Genomic DNA, 22,409 nt, shown 5'->3' with positions numbered 1-22,409 from the left:
TACCCCACTCACCCCGATTAAGGAGAGCAAGATGAAAGCATACGGGTTGGCCCTCGGGCTCGCGCTACTGCTCAGCGGCTGCGCCACCAATACCTCCGGCATTGCGCTCTATGGCCCGGCGGGCGGCGCACCCACGCTGGAGCAGCACCAGAATGTCAATGTCACTCTGACTGAGCTGAGCCGCCGCCAGCAAAACGGCCTGCTGCAGGTCAATGTGGCCGCCGCCAGCACCCAGCGCGGCGATAACAAGCTGCAATACATGTTCTATTGGTATGATGAGGCCGGTCAGGAGGTCGCCAGCGATGGCCGCGGCTGGACCCCCATCAAGCTGCATGGCTATCAGACCCGCACCCTCTCTGCCCTGGCACCTAGCCCGGCGGCGCAGGGTTACCGGATTTACGTACGTGAAGTGATTGAGGAATCCAACTGATGAAAATGAATCACGCCCTGCTGATCCTGACCGGCACCCTGCTGCTGGGGGGCTGCTCCAGCACCACCGTCAGTTATGGCGATCCCACTGAAACCGAAACCGTCACCGTCGATTACGGTTCAAGCGATCTGCAGGCCATCGCCGACAAGATGGCGGACTCCATGCTCGCCTCTCCGGCCACCCGCGAGATCACCGCAGGCGGTCGTCCGGTGATGTTTATGGACTCTATCCGCAACAAGACCTCCGAGCACATCGATACCGAAGCCATCACTGACACTATCCGCACCAAGTTGCTGCGATCTGGCACCTTCCGCTTCGTCGACATGAGCAAGGTGACCGCCGTCAAACAGCAACTCGAATACCAGCAGAGCAGCGGCATGGTAGACCCAGCCTCCATGGTGCGGCTGGGCAAGCAGACCGGTGCCCGCTACATGGTTTATGGCAACCTCTCCAGCATCGTCAAGGACAATGGCAAGGTGAAGGATGTCTACTACCAGATGACCATGAACCTGATGGATCTGCAAAACGGCGAACTGCTGTGGGCCGATCAGAAAGAGATCCGCAAACAGGCGAAGAAATCCACCTTTGGCTGGTAACAGGCTCCCGCTGAGCCACGGCCCTGATTCCCTGCTGGCCAGCCTGCCCGCTCCCTGGCGGGACGGGCTGCTGGAGCCCCTCGGGACCGGCCTCACCAACAGCAACTATCGACTGCGCCTCCCCTCGGGGCGCAGTTACTTTTTGCGTCAGGGCCACCCCGATCCGGTACGTCTTGGCATCGATCGCGTCACCGAGTGGCAGCTTTATCAGGGGGCGATGGCCGAAGGGCTGGCGCTGCCCTGCCACTATGGCGATCTCGCCAGCGGCCTGATGCTGCTGGTGTGGAGCGATGAGCCCAACTGGGCGCACGCGGCGCCAGCGGCAGCCGATCAGCCCCGCCTGCTGGCAGAGGTGCTGCGCAAGCTACACCGCCTGCCGCTGCCCGCCGTGGTGATGGCGGTGCGTGCCCACGCGGCGGGCTATCGCGCTCGACTGGCCCACATCCCCCCCTGGCTACCCGGGCTGGAGCGGGGCTTGCTCGCCAGCCGTGAACCCCATGATTGCTGGCGACCTTGCCACCATGATCTCAATCCGGCTAACTTGTTGGGAAGCAAACCCTGGGTCATCGACTGGGAGTATGGCGCAGCAGGGCATCCCGGCTTTGAGCTGGCCAGCATCCAGCGCACCCATGAGTGGCCCGCCGAGCGGCGCGAAGCGCTGGAGGCGCACTATCTGCAGGCCCTGCCGCGCCACCAGTGGCCCGATTTTCAGAGCGAGGCATTTTTACCCTGGGTCGACTACATCGGCCTGCTCTGGGCCCTGCTGATGGCCGAGCAACAGGCCTCACCCGACGATTCACACGACTATGACACCCTGATCGCCATCAACCGGCAACGACTGGAGTAACAGATGATAAACAAGGTGCGCTGGCACAAGCCGAAAACCTGGGGTCTGCTGCTGATCGGCCTGCTGCTGACCGGTTGCTCCACCCGGGTGATCTACTACTGGCTCGATACCGCCATCATCTGGCAGCTGGATGACTACTTTGCCCTCTCCTACTCGCAAAAGGATCTGCTCAGCCGCGAAGTGAAAGGGCTGATGGCCTGGCATCGCCAGCATGAGCTGCCCCGCTATGCTAGGGATCTCGACGCGCTGGCCAAAGCCATTGCCAGCCCTATGACCCCGGCGCAGATCTCGACCAATCTGGATGCGGTGCAGCAGAGTCTGACCCGCACTCTGGAGAACACCATTCCCCGCGCGGTCAGGCTGGCGCGCACCCTGAGCGACGATCAGGTCGCCCGCTTCATGACCGATCGGGTCAAGCGGCAACAGGAGCGGCAACACGACTTTGCCACCCAGCCCAAAGAGCAGATGCTGGCGGAGTTTCGCGACAAGATGAACAAGCGGCTGGTGTTCTGGATTGGCGAGGTGAAACCGGCACAGGCGCCGCTGGTGGCACAGTGGGCCGAGTGGCAATACGAGCTGATGCCCCCCTGGCTCGATTTTCAGGAGTCCTGGACCCGGGAGCTGGACAGGCTGATGAAGCAGCGCCAGAGTCCCGACTTTACCCGTGAGCTGACCGATCTGCTGGCCGAGGGGGATGGCCTGATGGATGGCCGCTTTACCGGCTATACCGAGCAGTCGCGTCAACGTACCGTCAACTGGTTGAGCGACATGAGTCAGTCACTGGATCTCGCCCAGCGAACTCATCTTTACAGTCTGCTCAAGGGCTACGCCCGCGATTTTGACCAGATGACCGGCCGCTGAACCGCCTCATCCATCAAGGACTCATCGGGCCACAACCTTGTTCTGGCCCGATGAGTGTGGTAGCTTGCCTGCTCTCTTTTTGTGGAATTCACTGCTTGCGCCTTATCGACAAAGCCAAACTGGTGCTGATAACGCTGGTTATCGCCCTCACCCTGCTTTGTTCCATCACCCGGATGGAAGGCTCACTGCTACCCACCTTTTCGCACAGTGAACCGCAACAAACTCTGGTGTTCAATCAGGCTAGCGACAGCGACGAGGGCATCATCAAGTTTGTCGCCAGCCATCAGAATCACCTGCTGCGGCTGGAACAATCCCTGCGCAGTGACGACCAGCCCAAAGAGGTGGTTTACGAGCTGATCCAGAGCTGGTCTACTCAGGCCATCCTGTTGCTGTTGCTCGGCTGGCTGATACTGGCCGCCCAGATGTATCACCAGCGCAGCTTTCGCGATCGCTTTTGCACCATCCATCGACACCGCCTGCACCGCCAACATCTGCAATACCGCTTCAGTCAGAGCGTTCTGGCCGCCTGACCCCGAGGGGTTTGGCAGCTATTTCTCGCACACCTCCTCTTCTGTTACGGGCTGCACTTCTGTGCCATCCCGCCCTGAACGCATCTTTCTTTTTGCGCCCGGCCGAGCCGTTATGACACGGGCCTGCGCTCCATTCTCCTGACAGAGGCTATTTGGCATGAGAAAAACCAATCGCACCGTTCTCAATCGCATGAGCAAGTGGCAGTACGCGCTGCTGCTGTTGATGCTGTTGACCTTTACCTTTTACTCCCTGCCCACCTTCTTCGGTGAGCAGCCCTCCCTCGGCCTGCACGGACAGCAGAGTCTGACCTCCCAGCAGCAGATGCTGCTGACCGACAAGCACCTGACGCCGGTCAAGGTGATCGAGCAGTCTGAACGGGTCGAGCTGGTCTTTGCCAGCCAGGGTGAACAGCAGCGCGCCAAACAGTTGCTGGAGCAGCAGGGCCTCGACAGCGCGGCGCTGACCCTTGAGTTCCACTCCAACGCGCCGGGCTGGATCACCCGCCTCGGTGCCGATCCCATCAAGCTGGGGCTGGACCTGCGCGGCGGCTCCCAGCTGCTGATTGGGGTGGACGTGGACTTTGTCATCGATACCCAGACCAAGAATCTGGTGGATACCCTGCGTACTCGCTTCCGTGAAGCCAACCTGCGCGGCGCCAGCGTCATACGCAGCGCACAGGGCGCAGTGGCCGTGACCCTGCCGGATGTCGCCGAACAGGAGAGCTGGCTCTCTATCATCAAGGAGAGTGCCGGTACCCGTCAGGATCAGTGGAAGCTGACCCGCTCCGGCAATGACCTGAAGCTGGTGCTGAGTGACGCGGAACGCACCCTGCTGGTCAACAACGCCGTGACCCAAAACCTGTCGATCCTCAAGAAACGGATCAACGAGCTCGGCATTGTCGAAGCCTCGGTGGTGCGTCAGGGGCAAGATGGTATCCGCATCGAACTGCCCGGCGTCCATAACCCCAAGCAGGCAAAAGAGGTGATCGGTGCCACCGCATCGCTGGCCTTCTATGAAGCCAAAGCAGACAGCCACTTCTATATCGCCGATCGCAGCGGCCAGGCCATTGGCATGGCACGCAAGCCGGTACTGACCGGCGAACACATCGTCGATGCCCGCGCCAACATGGGCGAGATGGGCCAGCCTCAGGTCAATATCGTGCTCGACACCCTGGGTGGCAGCAAGATGAACCAGTTCAGCCGCCAGCATGTGGGCAAGCCGATGGCGACCGTCTTCACCGAATACAAGACCAATACCCAGGGCAAGCTGCGAGCCCAGAGCGAAGTGATCAACGTCGCCACCATCCAGACCGCCCTTGGCAACCAGTTCCGCATCACCGGCATTGGCAGTCTGCCAGAAGCGCAAGAGCTGGCCATGCTGCTGCGTGCCGGCGCCCTCACTGCTCCCCTCAAGATCCTGGAGGAGCGCAGCATAGGCCCCACGTTGGGGATGCAGAATATCGAGGCGGGTTTCACCGCGCTGGCCTTCGGCATGGCGGGCATGATGCTGTTTATGATGGCCTGGTACCGCAAATTCGGCTGGGTTGCCATCACGGCGCTGGTCGCCAACCTGTTGATGCAGGTGGGGATGCTGGCGGTGCTGCCGGGGGCCGTGCTGACCCTGCCGGGGATCGCCGGTCTGGTGCTGACGGTGGGCATGGCGGTGGATACCCATGTGCTGATCTTCGAGCGGATCAAGGATCGTCTGCGAGAGGGCGGCTCACTGGCCAACGCCATCGACTTTGGCTATCGCTCGGCCTTCCACACCATTTTCGATGCCAACATCACCACCCTCATCTGCGCCGTGGTGCTCTACTCCATCGGCTCCGGTCCGCTGCAAGGCTTCTCGGTCACCCTTATTCTGGGTCTGCTCTCCAGCATGATCACCGGGATCTGGGGGACGCGCGCCATCATCAACCCCCTGTGGGGACGCAGCAGCGAACGCACCCTGAAGGTGTAACGGGACAGCTGTCCCTCTGATGAGCGGCTTTGGCTGCACCATCGGCCATGGATATGGCCGGGGCGTGCCGGAGCAGAACCATGTTCCCCGACGTGTTGCGACACGTCGTGATAGGCCAACAGCCTCATGCTGGCTGGCCAAGGAGAGAATTATGTTGAGAATGATCGTTGCAATGGGATTGACTCGTTGGCGTTATATCGGCCTGTGGGCCTCTATCGCCCTGACTGTGGCCAGCATCGCCATCTTGCTGGTGAATGGCCTGACTCTGGGGCTCGACTTTACCGGCGGGATCCTGCTGGAGTTCAATATCCAGACCCTGAAAGAGGCCCATGATCTCAATGCCATGCTGGTCTCCCCGCTGGCGGGGGCCGTAGAACTCAGCTCTGCCGGTGTACCGGGCGAATGGCTGATCAAGCTGCCCCCCCATGAGCTGCCCTGGCCCGCGGCGGATCTCGCCACCATGCTGACCCAGCAACTGGGGATGCCGGTCGAGCTGCTGCGCACCACCATCGTCGGCCCGCAGGTGGGCGCCGAGCTGTTCCAGCAGGGGATGCTGGCGGTGCTGGTGGCCTCATTGGCCATGTCGGCCTATCTGGCGTTTCGCTTCGAGTGGCGTCAGGCCATCGGCATCCTGCTCTCGGTAGTCCATGACGCCATCGTAGCGCTGGGGCTGCTCTCCCTGTGCCAGATCGAGTTTGACCTCAACATCATCGCCGGTTTGATGGCGGTGATCGGCTACTCCCTCAACGACAGCATCGTCATCTCGGACCGACTGCGGGATCTGCTGAGCTCGCGCACCCAGATGGGGATCCACGAGTGCTCTGATGTGGCCATCAAGGCAACCTTCAGTCGCACTATGATCACCTCGGGCACCACTCTGTTTACCGTGGGTGCCCTGCTGTTGTTTGGTGGTGACGCCCTCTACGGTTTCTCCTTCACCCTGTTTGCCGGCATTCTGGTGGGCACCGTCTCCTCCATCACCGTCGCCTCGACCGTGCAGGAGCTGCTGGGCCTCACCCCGCAGGCCTACCAGAAGAAGAGCGAGGAGCCACTGGCCAACGCGGCCTGACCCTGGCTAATCAGGCCCAGCTCATTGGGCCTCAACGAACCGAGCCCCTGCCAACCATTGGCAGGGGCTTTTTTCCATCTCGCCCGCCAATCTCTCGCCGCCCCTTTACCGCTCGGCTCGCCTCAATTGACAACTGACCATATTGAAAGCAATTACGGTTCAACCCGTCATTTTTAATAACAAAAAGGTCATTTTATTACGGAGAAAGCCGCAATTTTGTGACTGAAAGCACTTTCTTGAGGGCTCAAAAGAGGCAACATTGTAGTGATTTATCTACAAAGGGATATGAGATGTTGTTACAACCTGCCAATACAGCAAAATCAAGACAGTTGCTGAACGAGACCATGGCTTTGGTTCTCGCCGGAGGGCGGGGCAGTCGCCTCAAGCAATTGACCGATAACCGCGCGAAGCCTGCTGTTCATTTCGGAGGTAAATTCCGCATCATCGATTTCGTACTCTCCAATTGCATCAACTCCGGCATTCGTCGCGTTGGCGTCGTGACCCAGTACAAATCCCACAGCCTGCTGCGCCACCTGCAATCTGGCTGGTCTTTTTTACGCTATCAGATGAACGAGTTTATTGACCTGTTGCCTGCCCAGCAGCGGGTTGACGAAGTGAGCTGGTACCGTGGTACCGCAGATGCGGTTTACCAGAATCTGGATATCATCCGCGATCACGCCCCCAAATATGTGGTGGTGCTGGCTGGCGATCACATCTACAAGATGGATTACGCCGCCATGTTGCTGGATCACGTCAACATGGGTGCCAAGGTGACCGTCGCCTGTATCGAGGTGCCACGCAGTGAAGCAAGCGCCTTCGGGGTGATGGCGGTAGACACTGATCGCAAGATCAATGCTTTCGTCGAAAAACCGGCCAACCCACCGGCAATGCCGGGTAAAGCTGACACTGCGCTGGCTTCCATGGGCGTCTATATCTTCGATGCCGAGTATCTCTACCAACTGCTGGAAGAGGACCTTGCCAACGCGCAATCTCACCACGATTTCGGCATGGATGTGATCCCGCGGGTGGTCAGTGAAGGCACCGCCTACGCTCATCCGTTCGGGATGTCTTGCGTTGGCTGCAGCCCGGATCGCAAGCCCTACTGGCGCGATGTGGGCACCGTTGACTCCTTCTGGGAAGCCAACATGGATCTCGCTTCCGTCACCCCGGAGCTGGATATCTACGATCAGGATTGGCCCATCTGGACCAGTCAGAACATGACCCCTTCCGCCAAGTTCGTGCAGGACAAAAACGGCCAGCACGGCATGACCATCAACTCCATGTTCTCTGGCGGCACCATCGTCTGCGGCTCCTTCATCCTGAGTTCGGTGCTCTTTACCAATGTGCGGGTCGAGTCCTTCTGCACCCTGGATCAGGCAGTGATCTTCCCGGGTGTGGAGATAGGTGCCGGTTGCCGACTGCGCCGGGTGGTGATCGACAAGGGATGCAAACTGCCGGAAGGCATGGTGATCGGTGAAAATGCCGATGAAGACGCCCGTCGCTTCCACCGCTCCGAACAGGGGATCGTGCTGGTCACTAAGCCCATGCTGGATGCACTGGCTAAACAGGAGCAGGCCAGCGACAGCATTACCGATGCCAAGCAGCCGGTCTCGGCATAACGCCAGCCAACCCTTCTCATCACACTGCGGGAGCCAGATGCTGGCTCCCGCATTTTTTTGCCCATAGCGCTCCCCCCCCATACCGACATCCCCCGTAGCCGCTCAGCGAAGATGCGGCTGACACAAGCGCCAAATCGTAAACAAAACGATACAAACCATGTTCATAGAAAGGTAAGCATCGCACTCTCCACTCCCTGAATGATGGGATAACCATATAAAAACAGCTAAAAATGATTACTTATCAACATTTACACTTGAATATCGAGGGTGAATTGGTATCTTGTGGCCTCGTGCAACGAATTCGCACCACCGTAAATTTTTAATTACACACACTGACCAGCCGCGCCGCTGGCGAGGTACCCAGCAATGCAACGAGATCCCCTGAACAACATCCATATCCAGTCTGAACAAGTGATGATCACCCCTGCCCAGCTCAAGGAGAAATTACCCATCTCCGACCAGGCGCTGGCCTTCGTGCAAGGGGCACGAGCGACGATCGCCGACATCATTCACCGCCGCGATCACCGCTTGCTGGTGATCTGTGGCCCCTGCTCCATCCACGACATGGACGCCGCCAAGGAGTACGCAACCAGACTCAAAGCGCTGCATGACGCCTATCAGGACTCGCTCTACATTGTCATGCGGGTCTACTTTGAAAAGCCACGCACCACGGTCGGCTGGAAAGGCTTTATCAACGACCCGAATCTGGATGGCACCTTCGATGTAGAGCTGGGGCTGCACCGTGCCCGCGAACTGCTCTGCTGGCTGGCAGAGCTGGAATTGCCGCTGGCGACCGAAGCGCTCGATCCTATCAGCCCGCAATACCTGGCGGAGCTCTTCTCCTGGTCTGCCATCGGCGCCCGTACCACCGAATCCCAGACCCACCGGGAAATGGCCTCCGGTCTCTCCATGCCGGTCGGTTTCAAGAACGGCACCGACGGCAACCTGGGTACCGCCATCAACGCGCTGCAATCCGCCTCTTCTCCTCACGCTTTTATGGGGATCAACCAGCAGGGTCAGGTCGCGCTGCTGCAGACCCAGGGCAACCCGGATGGCCACGTGATCCTGCGCGGCGGCAAGCATCCCAACTACGACTCGGTCAATGTGTCGCTGGCGGAAGAGGCGCTGGAAAAAGCGGGCCTGCTACCCGGTCTGGTGGTGGATTGCAGCCACGGCAACTCCAGCAAGGATCACCGTTTGCAGCCCAAGGTGGCCGACAACGTCATCCACCAGATCCAGGAGGGCAACCGCTCCATCATCGGGGTGATGCTCGAATCCAACCTGTTCGAGGGTAGCCAGTCCAGCGAGCAGCCCAAGGAACAGATGCGCTACGGGGTCTCCATCACCGATGCCTGCATCGACTGGGACACCACAGCCGCGCTGCTGGATCGATGCCATCGGGAGCTGGCCACCCCGCTCAACAGCAGAACTGCACGATAAGTCGTGCTATCTTGTCGTAACCTATTGAACAACCTGGGTATCACTGGCTGTAACACGCAGTGATACACAAGTTGCATCTTGAATCACCAGGTGCCACTACCCGCGGTACCAGCAGGGACTGGATATGGCTGAAGAGTTGAATGCCCTCAGGGACAAAATTGATGTGGTGGACAAGCAGCTGATTGATCTGCTGGCCGCCCGTCTGGCGCTGGTGGGAGAAGTGGGTGAGGTGAAGAGCCGCCACGGTCTGCCCATCTATGCACCGGATCGGGAGGCAAGCATGCTGGCCCGCCGCCGCGCCGAGGCCGAACTGCTGGGCGTACCCGGCGATCTCATCGAGGATGTGCTGCGCCGGGTGATGCGCGAATCCTATATTCTCGAATCGGCCAGCGAAAAAGAACACCACTTCAAATGCATGAAGCCGGATCTTGGCAAGATTGTCATCATTGGCGGTCAGGGCCAGCTGGGAAGGCTGTTCGGCCAGATGTTCGGCCTCTCCGGCTATCGGGTCGAGACGCTGGAACAAGCCGACTGGCCACGCGCTGACGAGATACTCGCCGGTGCCGGTCTGGTGATGGTGGCAGTACCCATCGATATCACCTGTCAGATCATCGACCGGCTCGGCAACTTGCCCACCGACTGCCTGCTGGTGGATGTCACCAGCGTGAAGGCGGCGCCGCTCGAACACATGTTGGCGGTGCATCAAGGGCCAGTGCTGGGGCTGCACCCCATGTTCGGACCGGATGTGGCGAGTCTAGCCAAGCAGGTAATTGTCTGCTGTCAGGGCCGTGACCCCGCCGCCAGCCAGTGGTTGCTGGATCAGATGACCATCTGGGGCGCCCGTTTGCAACAGGTGGAAGCCAAGGCCCACGATGAGGCGATGACCCTCATCCAGGCGTTGCGCCACTTCGCCACCTTTGCCTATGGCTGGCACCTCTCCCGGGAGCAGGCCAATCTGGATCGCCTGCTGAGTTTGAGCTCACCCATCTACCGGCTGGAGCTCGCCATGGTTGGGCGGCTGTTTGCCCAGGATCCCCACCTCTATGCCGACATCATTTTGTCGTCACCGCAGAATCTGGCGATGATCCGCCGTTACTACCAAAACTTTGGCGAAGCGCTGGGACTGCTGGAGCGGGGAGACAGAGCCGGATTTATCGACGCCTTCTCGCAAGTTTCCGGTTTCTTTGGCGAACATGCCGACCAGTTCCTGCGTGAAAGCCGCATGCTGCTGGCCCAGGCCAACGACCGCCGCCAGCACGGCTGATCCCGCCAATAGGGGCATCGGAGCCCAAACAAACGGTAAAAGGGAAGGTGCCTGAGCATCTTCCCTTTTTATTTGTTACTGATTTAAACATGGGCTTCCACCTCGCTCGGCTGCACGTCGAGTGCCCAACTCTGACTGGCTTCAATTCCCTCCTCCCGAGCTTTCCATACACAACCATCCAGCATGGTGCTCCCATCCATATCAGCGCAGATAGCGCCGCATCCCCTTGCAAGGGGTGCCTGATAGCCACGGGTCAAACCAAGCTACACAGAGCCGTTCAGTTCACTTCGCAAAAGAGAACAATAAACCCAATCAAAGAGATAAGCAGGAAGCAGGAAGCAGGAAGCAGGAAGCAGGAAGCAGGAAGCAGGAAGCAGGAAGCAGGAAGCAGGAAGCAGGAAGCAGGATAGATTAGCCGAAACAGACGGTTCGCCAAATATCACCATGAAACAGCAATCCGGCGATTCACCATGGCGCCAATACGAAGCAGCGATACCGCCAAAAAGAAAAATGGCCGAGAGTTCATCTCGGCCATTCGTAGCTTGGTCAAAGGCTCAAGCCAGGATATTACTCTTGTTCCACTTATTAGAAGTTGTACTGCAGAGCAACAGTCCACTGGTCGTCTTTCTTATCAAGACCTTCGATCTTGTACTCGGTGTAGGCTTTCAGCTTGGAAGTGAAAGCATACTGAACACCCAGCAAAGTATCTTTAACGAGGTCTTTGTCTACGCCAGAATGCTTAGATTCAGCAAAGTTGTAACCGGCCAGGAAGGTCCACGCATCAACGTTGTAAGACGCAGCCAATTCGTAGCCTTTACCTTCAACTTTGGTACCAGTGGTTTTGTTTTTGATTTCGCCATCGGTATACATACCGGCGAAATAGAAGCCTGCAATGCCGTAGTTAGCACTAACAGCCCACTCAGACTTCTCACCGTTTTGGCCAGCATTAGTCTTTTGACCTTCCAGGTCAGAGTAAGCGTAACCAGCATTCAGGCCCAAGCCGAAATCAAAGGCATAGCCAAGAGTGGCTGCATAGGCAGCATCACGAGCAACATCACCGATCACCACAGACTTGATATCGCCACCAGCATCGCTGGAGACTTCAAATTTGTCATCGTGGGTTTGATAAGAGAGCTTACCGGTCAAACCACCGAATTTATTGGAGTAAATAACCTGGCCTTCTTGACGACCGTCGTAGAAGTTACCACGGCTACCCCACTCGTTGAAGATATCGGTTGCAGCGATAGCATCGTAGAAGGCAGTGTCAGTTTGACCAAAGATAACCTGACCGTATTGAGTGCCATCAAAGCCAGCATAAATATGACGAGCCTTGAACTTGCCACCGTCTTTATTATCTGAGTTTTCTGCAGCAACTTGCCACTCAGTTTTAGCAATACCGGACCAGGTGTTGTTCAGCGCAACTTTGCCAGACCAACCCAGACGGGAAGCACCAATGATCTCACCATCGGTGTCATCGTGCTCACCGTAGTAGTTAGCCTGTACACGGCCGTAAACGTCAAAGTTGGTACCGTCTTTGTCATAGATCACTGCGGCGTTAGCGGCGGATGCAAACAGAGCCGGGATAGCAATAGCCAGAATTGTCTTTTTCATAGTTTCCAATGCCTACTGTAATTAAACACTAAGTTGTTGTTATTCCCTGTGTTAGCGATGTTCTTTGCATCACTATGCCGCCGAGACTAGCACCGGACTTTTTGAACCGCAATGAAAAAACTTGGAACTTTTTATGGAAATCATAGTCAGCAAAGCGAAAGTGTGAGCCAGATCTCACCTCGTCATCCAGCAAAGGGAAAACGTTTACAAACCATTTCGCTGAAAAAACGGACTCAAACAGCCTGTTTTACAGGCTAAAGGGGCTGACCACCTGATAAATCACCAACCTGGTCTGCTGCGCGTAACCTTGCCGTGATAATCGCAGTAACCTCGACCTCAAGGAGGGGTTACAGGTATCCTTACCCTTCTGTTAACTCCCTCAATGGCCATTCCTGCATGCTCTCGACTCGCCTCAAAGCTACCATTCGTCAAACCTATCGCCAGATTTCGGATGGACTGCCCGGTTTTGTGCCGCGCAAAGAGCAGAACTTTCTGGTGGCCGAGATAGCCAAAACCCTGACTGGGGAGTACGACAAACAGCGCCGGATCCTGGTTGCCGAAGCGGGTACCGGGATCGGCAAATCCCTCTCCTACGCTCAGGGGGCTATTCCGGTGGCCCGACTGACCCAGAAAAAGCTGGTGATCTCCACCGCCACCGTGGCCCTGCAAGAGCAGCTGATCCACAAGGACCTCCCTTTTTACCACCGCCACAGCGAGCTGCCATTTCGCTTTATGCTGGTCAAGGGACGCCAGCGCTATTGCTGCGAGCACCTGCTGGAGCAAGCGGCCAGTGGCGTCGAGATGGCCAACTTCGAAATCGACTTTGGTACCTTGAGCAAGCACAAGCCGTCAGATAGCGACAAGGATCGTTTTGCCCGCCTGTGGCAGGCCTATACCGATGGCAAGTGGGACGGGGATCGAGATAACTGGCCAGAACCCATATCAGACGCCTGCTGGCAGCATATCGCCGCCGACCGCCACACCTGTAACAAGGCCCTCAGCCACCATCAACACTGCCCCTTTCATCGGGCCCGCAACGACATGGACAGTGCCGATGTACTGGTGGTCAACCATGCGCTGCTGCTCTCCGATCTCACCATGGGCGGTGGCATCATACTGCCGCCCCCCGATGAGTGTATCTATGTACTCGATGAGGCCCATCACCTGCCCACCATAGCCCGGGATCACGGCGCTGCATCGGCCAGCGTCAAAGGCTCCCGTCGCTGGCTGGAGAAGCTGGTACAGAGTGCGGGCAAACTGGCGCGGGCGCTCAATAAAGAGAGCCTGATCGACCCGCAACTCAAACTGCAGGATGCGCTGGCCTCCATCCAGCCCGACCTGAAAGCGGTCGAGCAGTGGCTCAGCGCCAACGATCGGCTGTTTGGCAGTGAACCCCACTACCGCTTCGCGGAAGGGGTATTACCGGATCCCCTGCCGATGCTGGCGGAAAACCTCAAGGAATCGAGCAAGAAGGCGTTGCGGGCTCTGGATCGGATGCAGAGCGCCATCGGTGAAGCGCTGAAAGATGGCGAGATCCGTCGCAAAGAGGCCGAGCCCCTGCTGGCCGAGAGTGGTTTTCACTTGCAGCGGCTGGAGAGTTTCTGCGCATTGTGGGAGATGCTGGGGCGCCATGTACCGACCGGCAAGACCCCACTCGCCCGCTGGATGGCCAAGAGTGACGATGGCGATATCTGGTTGCACGCCTCCCCAATCGAGGTGGGTTATCTGCTGGAAGAGTGGCTGTGGTCCAAGTGTCTGGGTGCCGTGCTGGTCTCCGCGACCCTCACCGCCCTCTCTTCATTTAGCTATTTTCGCCATCAGGTAGGGCTCAAGGAGCACGACGGCACCCGTTACCTGCGCTTGCGTTCCCCCTTTGAATACCAGAAGGCCGAACTCTACCTGCCCAAAATGGAGCACGAACCCAACTCGCCGGCCTTTACCAGCGAGCTGATCAGCGTGCTGCCTCGTATTCTGGCGGGCAAGGAGGCAAGCCTGGTGCTCTTCTCCTCCTATCGACAGATGAATGAAGTGGTGGCGGGACTGCGCGCCAAGGGGCTCTCTCTGCTGGTGCAGGGGGAAGCCTCTCGCAACGCCCTACTCACCTTGCACAAGCAAAAATGCGATGGCGGTCAGGCCAGCATTCTGTTTGGTACCGGTAGCTTCTCTGAGGGGCTGGATCTGCCGGGCCACTACCTTACCAATCTGGTGATCACCAAGCTCCCCTTCGCGGTGCCCAACTCACCGGTCGAAGAGGCTACCGCCGAGTGGGTCGAGCAGCGGGGGGGGAATCCGTTCCTGCAACTGACGGTGCCGGAAGCCTCCCGCAAACTCATTCAGGCCTGTGGCCGCCTCATTCGCAAAGAGGCCGATCGGGGCCGGGTCACCATTCTCGACCGGCGGCTGTTAACCAAACGCTATGGCAAAGGATTGCTCGACGCACTCCCCCCCTTCACTCGACGGATCGAGTGAGGTCTGCCCCTCCGTTATTGATATAAAAGCAGACAATAGAGTGAACGATGCGCACCAGAAAGAGCCATTGCCGCAGTGGGCCAAACCTGCAAAAATGAGCCCCTGTTTTCAGTGGGCAATCGCCTGACTGTTCAAGGAGATGAAATGAAACTGACTGTTCTGGTACCGGCGCTGGCTGGTCTGTTGTGGGCGGGTAGCGCCCTGGCTAATGCTCAATTGGAAGTGTCCAATCCCTATGTCGTCCAGCTGATCGATGGCCAATCCATCAACCCCAAGCTGCTCGACAAAACCAGTACCTTCCCCCTCACTGCCGGCAAACACCAGTTGGTCATCGCCTTTGAAGGCAACTTCTCCAACCGCAGCGAGATCAAGCTGGTGACCGCCGAGCCGCTGGTGCTCAACTTCACTGCCGCCGATAACCAGAAGCTGGTGCTGGACTACAAAAAGCCCCGCAACGAAACCGAGGCCAAGCAGTTTGTCAAAGATCAGCAAGTGGCGCTGAAAGACAAGGTCACTGGCCAGCAAGTGAGCAGCGAAAAGTTTGTGATGCCGAAAGTAGAAGGCTTCCAGCTGACCCGTGACTATCAGCAAGAGCTGATCAACATGGGCAAGGCTTTCAACCAGCCGACCACAGTAGCCGTCTCTACCGCTGCCGTGATGGCTGCTGCCAGCGCGCCAGTTGCTGCTGCCCCGAGCAAGGCCCAGAGCAATCCAGAAGCCCTGACCCAGCTGCAAAACTGGTACAACAAGGCGGATGCGGAAACCCGCAAAGCCTTCCAGATCTGGGTTATCCAGCAGCAATAAGCTGGGCTGATATCTCTCTACAGGGGTGTCAGTACTGAGATGTTTGTATAGCAAAAGGGGAGCCGAGCTCCCCTTTTCCATATCCAGCAGTGTCATCACGCCTCACCTTGTTTTCGCACTTTACTGTACGAATTTCATCTACAAACAGTGCTGCTTTACGCGGAAGAACAGCGCCATGTCGCTGCACATTTTCAATCCCCCCTCTGCTACCCGAGGCGGCGAGCCAACGCTGTGGCGCAGACCCCTCTTGCCAGACACACCAACATGGCCACCGTGCAATGCCATAAAAAATGCCATACAACAAATGCCATAAAACAGAAGAGGCGACCCTTGGGGTCGCCTCTTCCAGCTTCGTCAATGTGCTAACGCTGACTCGTCCGGGTTTTGCCAACGGTTAGCGGGCGAAACGGGATGCGTGGCCGCTCACTACTTTTGACGCTTGCGGGCGTACTTGCGACGGGCTCTGGCCTGGCGCTCTTCCTCCCGCTCTGCTTTCTCACTGGCTTTTTGCGCCGCTTCTTCCGCTGCGGTAACGATTTCGACGCTCACCATCTCCGGGGTTTCCAGCGAGATGCGGCCAAGCAGGCCGGAGCGGAACTCGTTGATCAGGATCTCGGACGCCTTGTGCAGATCGGCCAGACCGCCTTTGCGCACGAAGGCCCGTTGGCGGGCGATCATCTCCAGCAGCTCGATCTCGGTCTCGGGCAGATCGGTTATCTGGTAGCGCGCCTTGATCCGCTCCGGATAGGCCTTGATAAAGTAGTCGGCCGCAAACATGGCGATATCGGCATAGTCGAACACCGTATCCTTGATGGCTGCAGTGATCGCCAGACGATAGCCGCAGGAGGGCGGGTTGAGCTTGGGCCAGAGGAAACCCGGGGTATCGGTCAGGATGACGTTGTTTTCCAGCTTGATCCGCTGCTGGGACTTGGTCACCCCCGCCTCGTTGCCGGTACGGGCGATGATGCGCCCCGCCAGGGTATTGATCAGGGTGGACTTGCCCACGTTGGGGATCCCCATGATCATCGCCCGCACGCCACGCAGCTCAAAGTTGCGTTCCGGTAGCATCTCGTGACAGAGGCTCAGCAGTTGCTTGATCTTCTCCGGCTCTTGTTGCGTCAGCGGCAGCGCTTTGATCCCCTTCTCTTTTTCCATGTGTGCCACCCACAGTTCGGTGATCGCCGGGTCGGCGAGGTCCGCCTTGTTCAGCACCTTGATCACCGGGGTATCACCACGCAGCTCGGGCACCAGCGGGTTTTCGCTGGAGAAGGGGATGCGGGCATCGAGCATCTCGATGATGACATCGACCTGGGGCATGACCTCGGCAATCTCTTTGCGGGCCTTGTGCATGTGACCGGGGAACCAGTTGATGGACATTCGCGTTACTCTCTGTGGACTATGGGGGCGCGTAAGGAACTACGGCCGCTCGGTGGCAGGCATAGAACGAAGGGGGCGCATTTTACCTGCTGCAGCCGCATTTTGACAGGTCATTCTAACCATCACGCCATCAAATCAGCAAACCGCCATGACGGGGCGCCCGGGCCGGAAAAGATCCGTTAAGTCAGGGCAACTGATAGATAACATATTGATATGATGTAACATTTTTATCATCTTTTCACACAACCGTCACCGATAGTCAGTAAAAGTGTCATCTGCGACCTCTAGGCTGCGCTCAGGTTTTACAAGGAGCGAACCCCAATGAGAAAAATGGCAGGACTTGCAGTGATGATCGGCGCCGCCCTGGCCGCCGGCTGCAAATCAGACAATGACACGGTGGCGACCAAGCCCGCCGACCAGCCCACCAACGTCATCTTCTTCCTCGGTGATGGCATGGGCCTCAACACCCTGACGGCGGCCCGTATCTACGGTGTCGGCGAAGAGGGTGATCTGACCATCGATACCCTGCCAGAGACGGCCTTTATCAAGACCTTCTCCCACGACTCCCAGGTCACTGACTCGGCCCCCTCCATGGCGGCCTACATGACCGGGGTCAAGAGCAACAATGGCGTCATCAGCATGGACGGCGATGCCACCTATGAAAGCGACTGCAGCAAGAGTGCCGGCAAGCCGGTGACTACCCTGCTGGAGCTGGCCAAGGCCGATGGTCGCGGTACCGGCGTGGTAACCAGCACCCGGGTGACCCACGCCACCCCGGCGGCCACCTATGCCCATATCTGCAATCGGGATCTGGAGGCGGATATCGCCACCCAACTGGTACCGGGCGGCAAAGGCTACAACAGCGCCCTCAAGGAGGGGCTGGATGTGGTGCTCGGTGGCGGCAGCAGCTTCTTCCTACCCAAAGCCGACAAGGGCAAGCGGGAGGATGGCCGCAACCTCATTAGCGAAATGCAGGCCAAAGGCTACCAGTTTGCCAGCAATCTGGATGAGCTGAACAAGGCCGATGCGGGCAAGCCGCTGCTGGGCCTGTTTGGTTCCAGCCACATGAAATATGACCTGGACCGCCCCGCCAGCGAGCCGTCACTGGTCCAGATGACCCTGGCCGCCATCAAGCAACTCAAGGGCAAGGAGAAGGGTTACTTCCTGATGGTGGAAGGGGGCCGCATCGATCACGCCCTACACGACACCAACGCCAAGCGGGCGCTGCAAGATACCCTCGCCTTCGACAACGCCATCAAGGCCGCCATCGACGAGGTGAAAAAGAGCGACCCCGAGCTGAAAAACACCCTGATCGTGGTCACTGCCGACCATGACCATACGCTAGTGCTGAACGGCTATGCCAAACGTACCGGCAAGACCACCGCCAATAATCCGGGGGTTCTGGGGTTGGTGAAAAACTACGAGACAGGGGATCCCAGCAAGGATAGCGAGGGCATGCCCTACACCATCATAGGTTTTGGCAACGGCTACAACCGGGTGGATGGCCCGCGCAGCAGCGTCGCCCCGCTCGACGATGCCACCGTCTCTGCCAATGACTATCGCCAAGAGGTAGTGGTCAAGGTGGGCGAGATCGGCACCGAGACCCACGGCGGCACCGATGTTTTCCTTGGCGCCATCGGCAAGGGGGCTGACAGCTTCCATGGCTCACTCGATAACACCGCCGTGTTCGGCAAGATCAAGGCTGCGGCCAAGCTGTAAGGAGCACTTTCATGAGCAAACAGATGAACACATCCATCAAGCACACGCTGGTCTGCGCCGCCCTGTTCAGTGCGCTGGGCGCAACCTCCCAGGCACAAGCCGGTGATGCCAAAAACGTCATCCTCTTTATCGGTGATGGCATGGGCCCCACCGTGCTCACCGCTACCCGCCTGTTCAAGGTGGGAGAAGAGGGCAATCTGGAGATGATGAAACTGCCGCGCAGTGCCCGCATCAAGACCTTCTCCAACGATGCCCAGACCACCGACTCTGCCCCCTCCATGGCGGCCTACACCACCGGGGTCAAGATGAACAACGAGGTGATCGCCATGAGCAGCGACACCAAAGCCGTCGCCCCCGGCAAAGACAGCAACGGCAACAAAACCATCGACAATTGCAGCAGCGATAACGGCAAGCCGGTGCCCACCATCCTGGAGCTGGCCAAGGCGGCAGGCAAATCGGTCGGCGCCGTCACCACCACCGAGCTGACCCACGCCACCCCGGCGGCCACCTACTCCCACATCTGCCATCGGGATGCCGCCTATGACATCGCCGCGCAGGCCGTTCCGGGAGGCGCTGGTTTCAACCAGGCGCTGGGGGATGGGGTCGATGTGCTGATGGGCGGTGGTGCCAACCACTGGACGCCCTACAGCGCCAGCAACAAGGGCGGTCGCAATGACAACCGCGACCTGACCGCCGAGATGAAGGCGCAGGGGTACAGCTATGTCACCACCCAAAGTGAACTGGCCCAGGTCACCAGCGGCAAGGTGCTCGGTCTGTTCAGCAGCAAATCCCACCTCGACTACGAGCTGGATCGGGTTGCCAAGGGGTCGGCCAATACCCAGCCGTCGCTCTCCGAGATGACCGCCAAGGCGATCGATCTGCTGAGCCAGAACAGCCAGGGCTACTTCCTGATGGTCGAGGGTGGCCGGATCGATCACGCCCTGCACGCCACCAACGCCAAACGATCTCTCACCGATGCGGTGGCGCTGGATGAAGCGGTCAAGACGGCGCTCGGTAAAGTGGACCTCAGCAATACCCTGATCGTGGTCACCGCCGACCATGACCACACCATGACCATTAACGGCTACTCCGCCAAGGGCAATCCGGTGCTGGATCTGGTGAAAAATGGCGATGGCTCGACCCAGAATGATGTGGATGGCAAGCCCTTCACCACCCTGGTATTCGGTAACGGCCCCAACCGTGCAAACGTGCGCCCCGTCCTCACCAGCGATCAGGTGATGGCCAATGACTATCTGCAGGAGACCGGCGTCAAGCTAGCGTCGGAAACCCACGGCGGAGGCGATGTGATGCTGTTTGCCGATGGCGCCGGCAGCAACCGTTTCAAAGGCACGCTGGATAACACCAAGGTATTTGGCAAACTGCGGGAGGCGCTCGGCCTGTAAGCAGCGGGGGCCCGGGTGCATCTGAGCAATCGGCTCAGCGGCCCGGGCCCCAGCTCTTTCGAGCGACAGATGATGATGCGACTTTTACTTTCGTTATGGCTGCTTGGCAGCACCCTCGCCTTCCCCCTCCATGCCGACGATTCCCCCCCGGATCTCGCGGCCCGGATCAGCTATCACGACCGGGTCACCGGCAGCGATGGCATCGCCAGAGAGAGCGTCTGGCAAGAGAAGTGGCTGCGAGTAGGCAATCAGGTGTGGAGCCAGCGGCTCATTCCCCTCCCCCTTGCCCGTGCCTATCACGCCACTCACGACGCCACCCCCGGCCACAAGCACTTTACCCACCAGATGGCCGCCCGCTGGGTCAGTCGCAGTGATGAGGGTGAACTTCAGTTGCGCTATGCCGACAGCTGGCACAACCAACTGGTGGAGGTGCCGGTGGAAGAGTATGGCCAGGTGGCCTTCAAACCCGACTGGCCGCGGATCCGCCATCTCGTCAACCCGGCGCTGCTGGAGGGGATGACACCGCTGGATGAAGCTGCTCCCGAGCAGGCAAGCTGGTATGAAAAACGCGAAGGTCGGCAACGAACCCGGATTCTCTGGTCGAGTCAGTGGCAGATCCCGCTGGTGGTCGAATCGGCCAGTCTTGACGGCTATCGCAGCTACCGGATGGAGGTGACCCTGCGCAAGCTGCCCGCGCAGCGCCCCTGGCAGCAACTCGCTGATTACGAAGTGCGCGATCTGCGGGATTTCTTCGACTGAGATCCCAACCCCTCTGCAGGCGGACAGACATCGCTGACAGGAATGTTACACTCTGAACATTCAACTCTGGCTAATGACCTTGATGCGCGCTCTCTGCCTGCCCTTGCTTACCCTACTGCTAATGCTGGTGAACTCCGGAGTCCAGGCTATTGTGCTGGTAGCTGCCGACCTGCCCCCTTACGTCATTCAGTCCGTCCATGGTAAGCCAAGCGGCATAGCCATCGAGATCATGGAAGAAGCCGCCCGCCGACTGGGGGAACCGCTCACTATCGAGCTGATGCCATTGCCACGAGCCCTGACCCAAACCATTCATCGCCAGGATGTGTTGATGATACCGCCCGTTCGCAGCAGTCAACGAGAACACCTCTACCAGTGGGTTACCCCAATCCTGGATGAGCAATTTCTTATCGTCAGCGATCGCCGATTTCACCCAACGCAGCTGAAGAGCAGCGATTTACGCACCCTTGATGTGGGCGTGCTGCGCTACTCATTTGGTCAACATCTGCTCAAGCAGCGCGTCGGGATCCAGGGTGAAACGGTAGCAGATGAGCAACTGAACGCTCATAAACTCCATCGTGGTCGCATTGATGCCTGGGTCGCCGCGTGGAATGTCATCCTGTATGCCCAACAACAGGACAAGCTATCGTCACAACAGCTGGTTCGCGGGGAAGTGCTGATGAACACCCAGCTGTTTCTGGCCGCAAACAAGGCATTCCCCTTCAAGGAGGCGCAGCGCTGGCAAGCCGCCATCGAGGGGATGCGCCGTGATGGCTCGCTGGCGCGGATCATCCGCCAGTACAACTATCAGCTTCCTGAGTAGTCACTCAATCGCGGTTGCCAAGGCTGACCAGAATGGTTATGGTAGCCCCATGAAAATACTCGCTATTTCTTCGCATTTGCTCACACCCTGCTGAGCCCCCGCCTCGCTCCTTCGGCCGCGAGTCGCTTGGGGGCATGGCATTTTCAATCGATTGAACCTGTTGAATCCATTTTTGTGACACCCAGTGTGATGGTCAGTCTGCCCAAGTCAGCCTGGCCCTCTGCGCTATTGATAAGGAATATCTTATGAAACAACCTCATCTGGTTATCTCCAACCTTGATCTGGACCGTATCGAACAACTGCTCGGCAACCACCCGCAGCACCTGGCCCTGCAAGAGGAGCTGAACCGCGCCGAGATCCGCGAACCGGCCGACATGCCGCCGGACGTGGTCACCATGAACAGCAAGGTGCGCTTCAAGATGCCAAGCAGCGGCAACGAGTTCTGCCTCACCCTGGTCTACCCGCGCGATGCCAAAGGCGACGAGAGCAACATTTCGATACTGGCCCCGGTAGGCAGCGCCCTGCTTGGCCTGAAAGTAGGCGACGGCATCGCCTGGCCAGGCCCGGCCGGTCGCACCATCGAGGTGGAGATCCTGGAGGTGGTCTATCAGCCGGAGCGCGCCGGCGAGCTGCACCGCTGAGTCCCCCCGGGCTGGTCATCCCCTTGTTGATCAGCCCGGTTGACCACCCTTACCAGCTGATCCCGATCAAGCTTTGCTCACCTTGCCCCCCGGTTTTTAGCCCCTTTTCCTGCTGCTGCTTGAGCCTGACTCGGGGGGCAGGTATCTTGTTGGCCGCGTCATGGTCATGACGCACCGAATTTCAGGCTGA

The 22,409-nt window shown here is 58.6% G+C and carries 19 protein-coding genes; 17 read left to right on the top strand and 2 right to left on the bottom strand.

The genetic code is table 11. The features are described from left to right. Nucleotides 1–31: 31 nt before the first annotated feature. The 10 genes from CK911_RS04305 (at nucleotide 32) to tyrA (ending at nucleotide 10,616) form a co-directional block, all read left to right on the top strand. Nucleotides 32–430 (top strand): YcfL family protein, encoded by a 399-nt coding sequence (locus CK911_RS04305; RefSeq protein ID WP_042022171.1) that lies wholly within the window; start codon nucleotides 32–34, stop codon nucleotides 428–430. Further along, a complete protein-coding gene (gene lpoB, locus CK911_RS04300; protein ID WP_042022169.1) occupies nucleotides 430–1,026 on the top strand; it encodes a penicillin-binding protein activator LpoB in 597 nt (198 codons plus the stop codon). Before CK911_RS04305 ends, lpoB begins: the two co-directional genes overlap by 1 nt. Next, nucleotides 1,016–1,873, top strand: coding sequence for a phosphotransferase (locus CK911_RS04295; protein WP_098969103.1), 858 nt, complete (start codon nucleotides 1,016–1,018; stop codon nucleotides 1,871–1,873). Before lpoB ends, CK911_RS04295 begins: the two co-directional genes overlap by 11 nt. A 3-nt stretch (nucleotides 1,874–1,876) precedes the next feature. Then, the gene (locus tag CK911_RS04290; RefSeq protein ID WP_042022165.1) at nucleotides 1,877–2,734 is read left to right on the top strand and encodes a DUF6279 family lipoprotein; all 858 of its coding nucleotides are present in this window, start codon (nucleotides 1,877–1,879) and stop codon (nucleotides 2,732–2,734) included. Between the two features lie 95 nt (nucleotides 2,735–2,829). Further along, nucleotides 2,830–3,264, top strand: a complete 435-nt coding sequence (locus tag CK911_RS04285; RefSeq protein WP_098969102.1) for a hypothetical protein — start codon at nucleotides 2,830–2,832, stop codon at nucleotides 3,262–3,264. A gap of 157 nt (nucleotides 3,265–3,421) precedes the next feature. Continuing rightward, nucleotides 3,422–5,224, top strand: a complete 1,803-nt coding sequence (gene secD, locus CK911_RS04280; protein ID WP_098969101.1) for a protein translocase subunit SecD — start codon at nucleotides 3,422–3,424, stop codon at nucleotides 5,222–5,224. A 151-nt stretch (nucleotides 5,225–5,375) separates the two neighbouring features. Then, complete coding sequence (secF, locus tag CK911_RS04275) at nucleotides 5,376–6,293, top strand: protein translocase subunit SecF (protein WP_172953952.1); 918 nt, start codon at nucleotides 5,376–5,378, stop codon at nucleotides 6,291–6,293. 290 nt (nucleotides 6,294–6,583) lie between these two features. Next, nucleotides 6,584–7,912: a glucose-1-phosphate adenylyltransferase gene (glgC, locus tag CK911_RS04270; protein ID WP_098969099.1), complete on the top strand. Its 1,329-nt coding sequence runs from the start codon at nucleotides 6,584–6,586 to the stop codon at nucleotides 7,910–7,912. Nucleotides 7,913–8,278: 366 nt separating this feature from the next. Then, nucleotides 8,279–9,352, top strand: coding sequence for a 3-deoxy-7-phosphoheptulonate synthase (locus tag CK911_RS04265; RefSeq protein WP_068977169.1), 1,074 nt, complete (start codon nucleotides 8,279–8,281; stop codon nucleotides 9,350–9,352). Between the two features lie 124 nt (nucleotides 9,353–9,476). Further along, nucleotides 9,477–10,616: a bifunctional chorismate mutase/prephenate dehydrogenase gene (gene tyrA, locus CK911_RS04260; RefSeq protein WP_098969098.1), complete on the top strand. Its 1,140-nt coding sequence runs from the start codon at nucleotides 9,477–9,479 to the stop codon at nucleotides 10,614–10,616. A 585-nt stretch (nucleotides 10,617–11,201) separates the two neighbouring features. On the opposite strand, the gene CK911_RS04250 is transcribed toward tyrA, so the two are convergent. After that, the gene (locus CK911_RS04250; RefSeq protein WP_098969096.1) at nucleotides 11,202–12,227 is read right to left on the bottom strand and encodes a porin; all 1,026 of its coding nucleotides are present in this window, start codon (nucleotides 12,225–12,227) and stop codon (nucleotides 11,202–11,204) included. Nucleotides 12,228–12,623: 396 nt separating this feature from the next. Between CK911_RS04250 and dinG the strand changes: the two genes are divergently transcribed. Further along, on the top strand, nucleotides 12,624–14,696 hold the full coding sequence (dinG, locus tag CK911_RS04245) for an ATP-dependent DNA helicase DinG (RefSeq protein WP_098969095.1): 2,073 nt from the start codon (nucleotides 12,624–12,626) through the stop codon (nucleotides 14,694–14,696). 144 nt (nucleotides 14,697–14,840) lie between these two features. Continuing rightward, the gene (locus CK911_RS04240) at nucleotides 14,841–15,500 is read left to right on the top strand and encodes a DUF2057 domain-containing protein (protein ID WP_098969094.1); all 660 of its coding nucleotides are present in this window, start codon (nucleotides 14,841–14,843) and stop codon (nucleotides 15,498–15,500) included. A gap of 426 nt (nucleotides 15,501–15,926) precedes the next feature. Here CK911_RS04240 and ylqF read toward each other — a convergent pair whose 3' ends face one another. Next, entirely contained in the window at nucleotides 15,927–16,877 is a 951-nt protein-coding gene (gene ylqF, locus CK911_RS04235) for a ribosome biogenesis GTPase YlqF (RefSeq protein ID WP_098969093.1), read from the bottom strand. 321 nt (nucleotides 16,878–17,198) lie between these two features. On the opposite strand from ylqF, the gene CK911_RS04230 reads away from it, so the two are divergent. From CK911_RS04230 to rnk, 5 genes are all read left to right on the top strand, one after another. Further along, on the top strand, nucleotides 17,199–18,596 hold the full coding sequence (locus tag CK911_RS04230; RefSeq protein ID WP_098969092.1) for an alkaline phosphatase: 1,398 nt from the start codon (nucleotides 17,199–17,201) through the stop codon (nucleotides 18,594–18,596). Nucleotides 18,597–18,607: 11 nt separating this feature from the next. After that, nucleotides 18,608–19,999: an alkaline phosphatase gene (locus tag CK911_RS04225; RefSeq protein WP_098969091.1), complete on the top strand. Its 1,392-nt coding sequence runs from the start codon at nucleotides 18,608–18,610 to the stop codon at nucleotides 19,997–19,999. A 72-nt stretch (nucleotides 20,000–20,071) separates the two neighbouring features. Further along, nucleotides 20,072–20,758, top strand: coding sequence for a hypothetical protein (locus tag CK911_RS04220; RefSeq protein WP_098972447.1), 687 nt, complete (start codon nucleotides 20,072–20,074; stop codon nucleotides 20,756–20,758). 82 nt (nucleotides 20,759–20,840) lie between these two features. Then, entirely contained in the window at nucleotides 20,841–21,578 is a 738-nt protein-coding gene (locus CK911_RS04215) for an ABC transporter substrate-binding protein (RefSeq protein WP_098972445.1), read from the top strand. Nucleotides 21,579–21,823: 245 nt separating this feature from the next. Beyond that, nucleotides 21,824–22,219 (top strand): nucleoside diphosphate kinase regulator, encoded by a 396-nt coding sequence (rnk, locus tag CK911_RS04210; RefSeq protein WP_068977176.1) that lies wholly within the window; start codon nucleotides 21,824–21,826, stop codon nucleotides 22,217–22,219. Nucleotides 22,220–22,409: the final 190 nt, after the last annotated feature.

The sequence above is a fragment of the Aeromonas sp. CU5 genome, from assembly GCF_002586745.1.
GTDB classification, from domain to species: domain Bacteria; phylum Pseudomonadota; class Gammaproteobacteria; order Enterobacterales; family Aeromonadaceae; genus Aeromonas; species Aeromonas sobria.
Note: the sequence above shows the minus strand (reverse complement) of the source record. Positions and strands in the feature narration are given on the sequence as shown.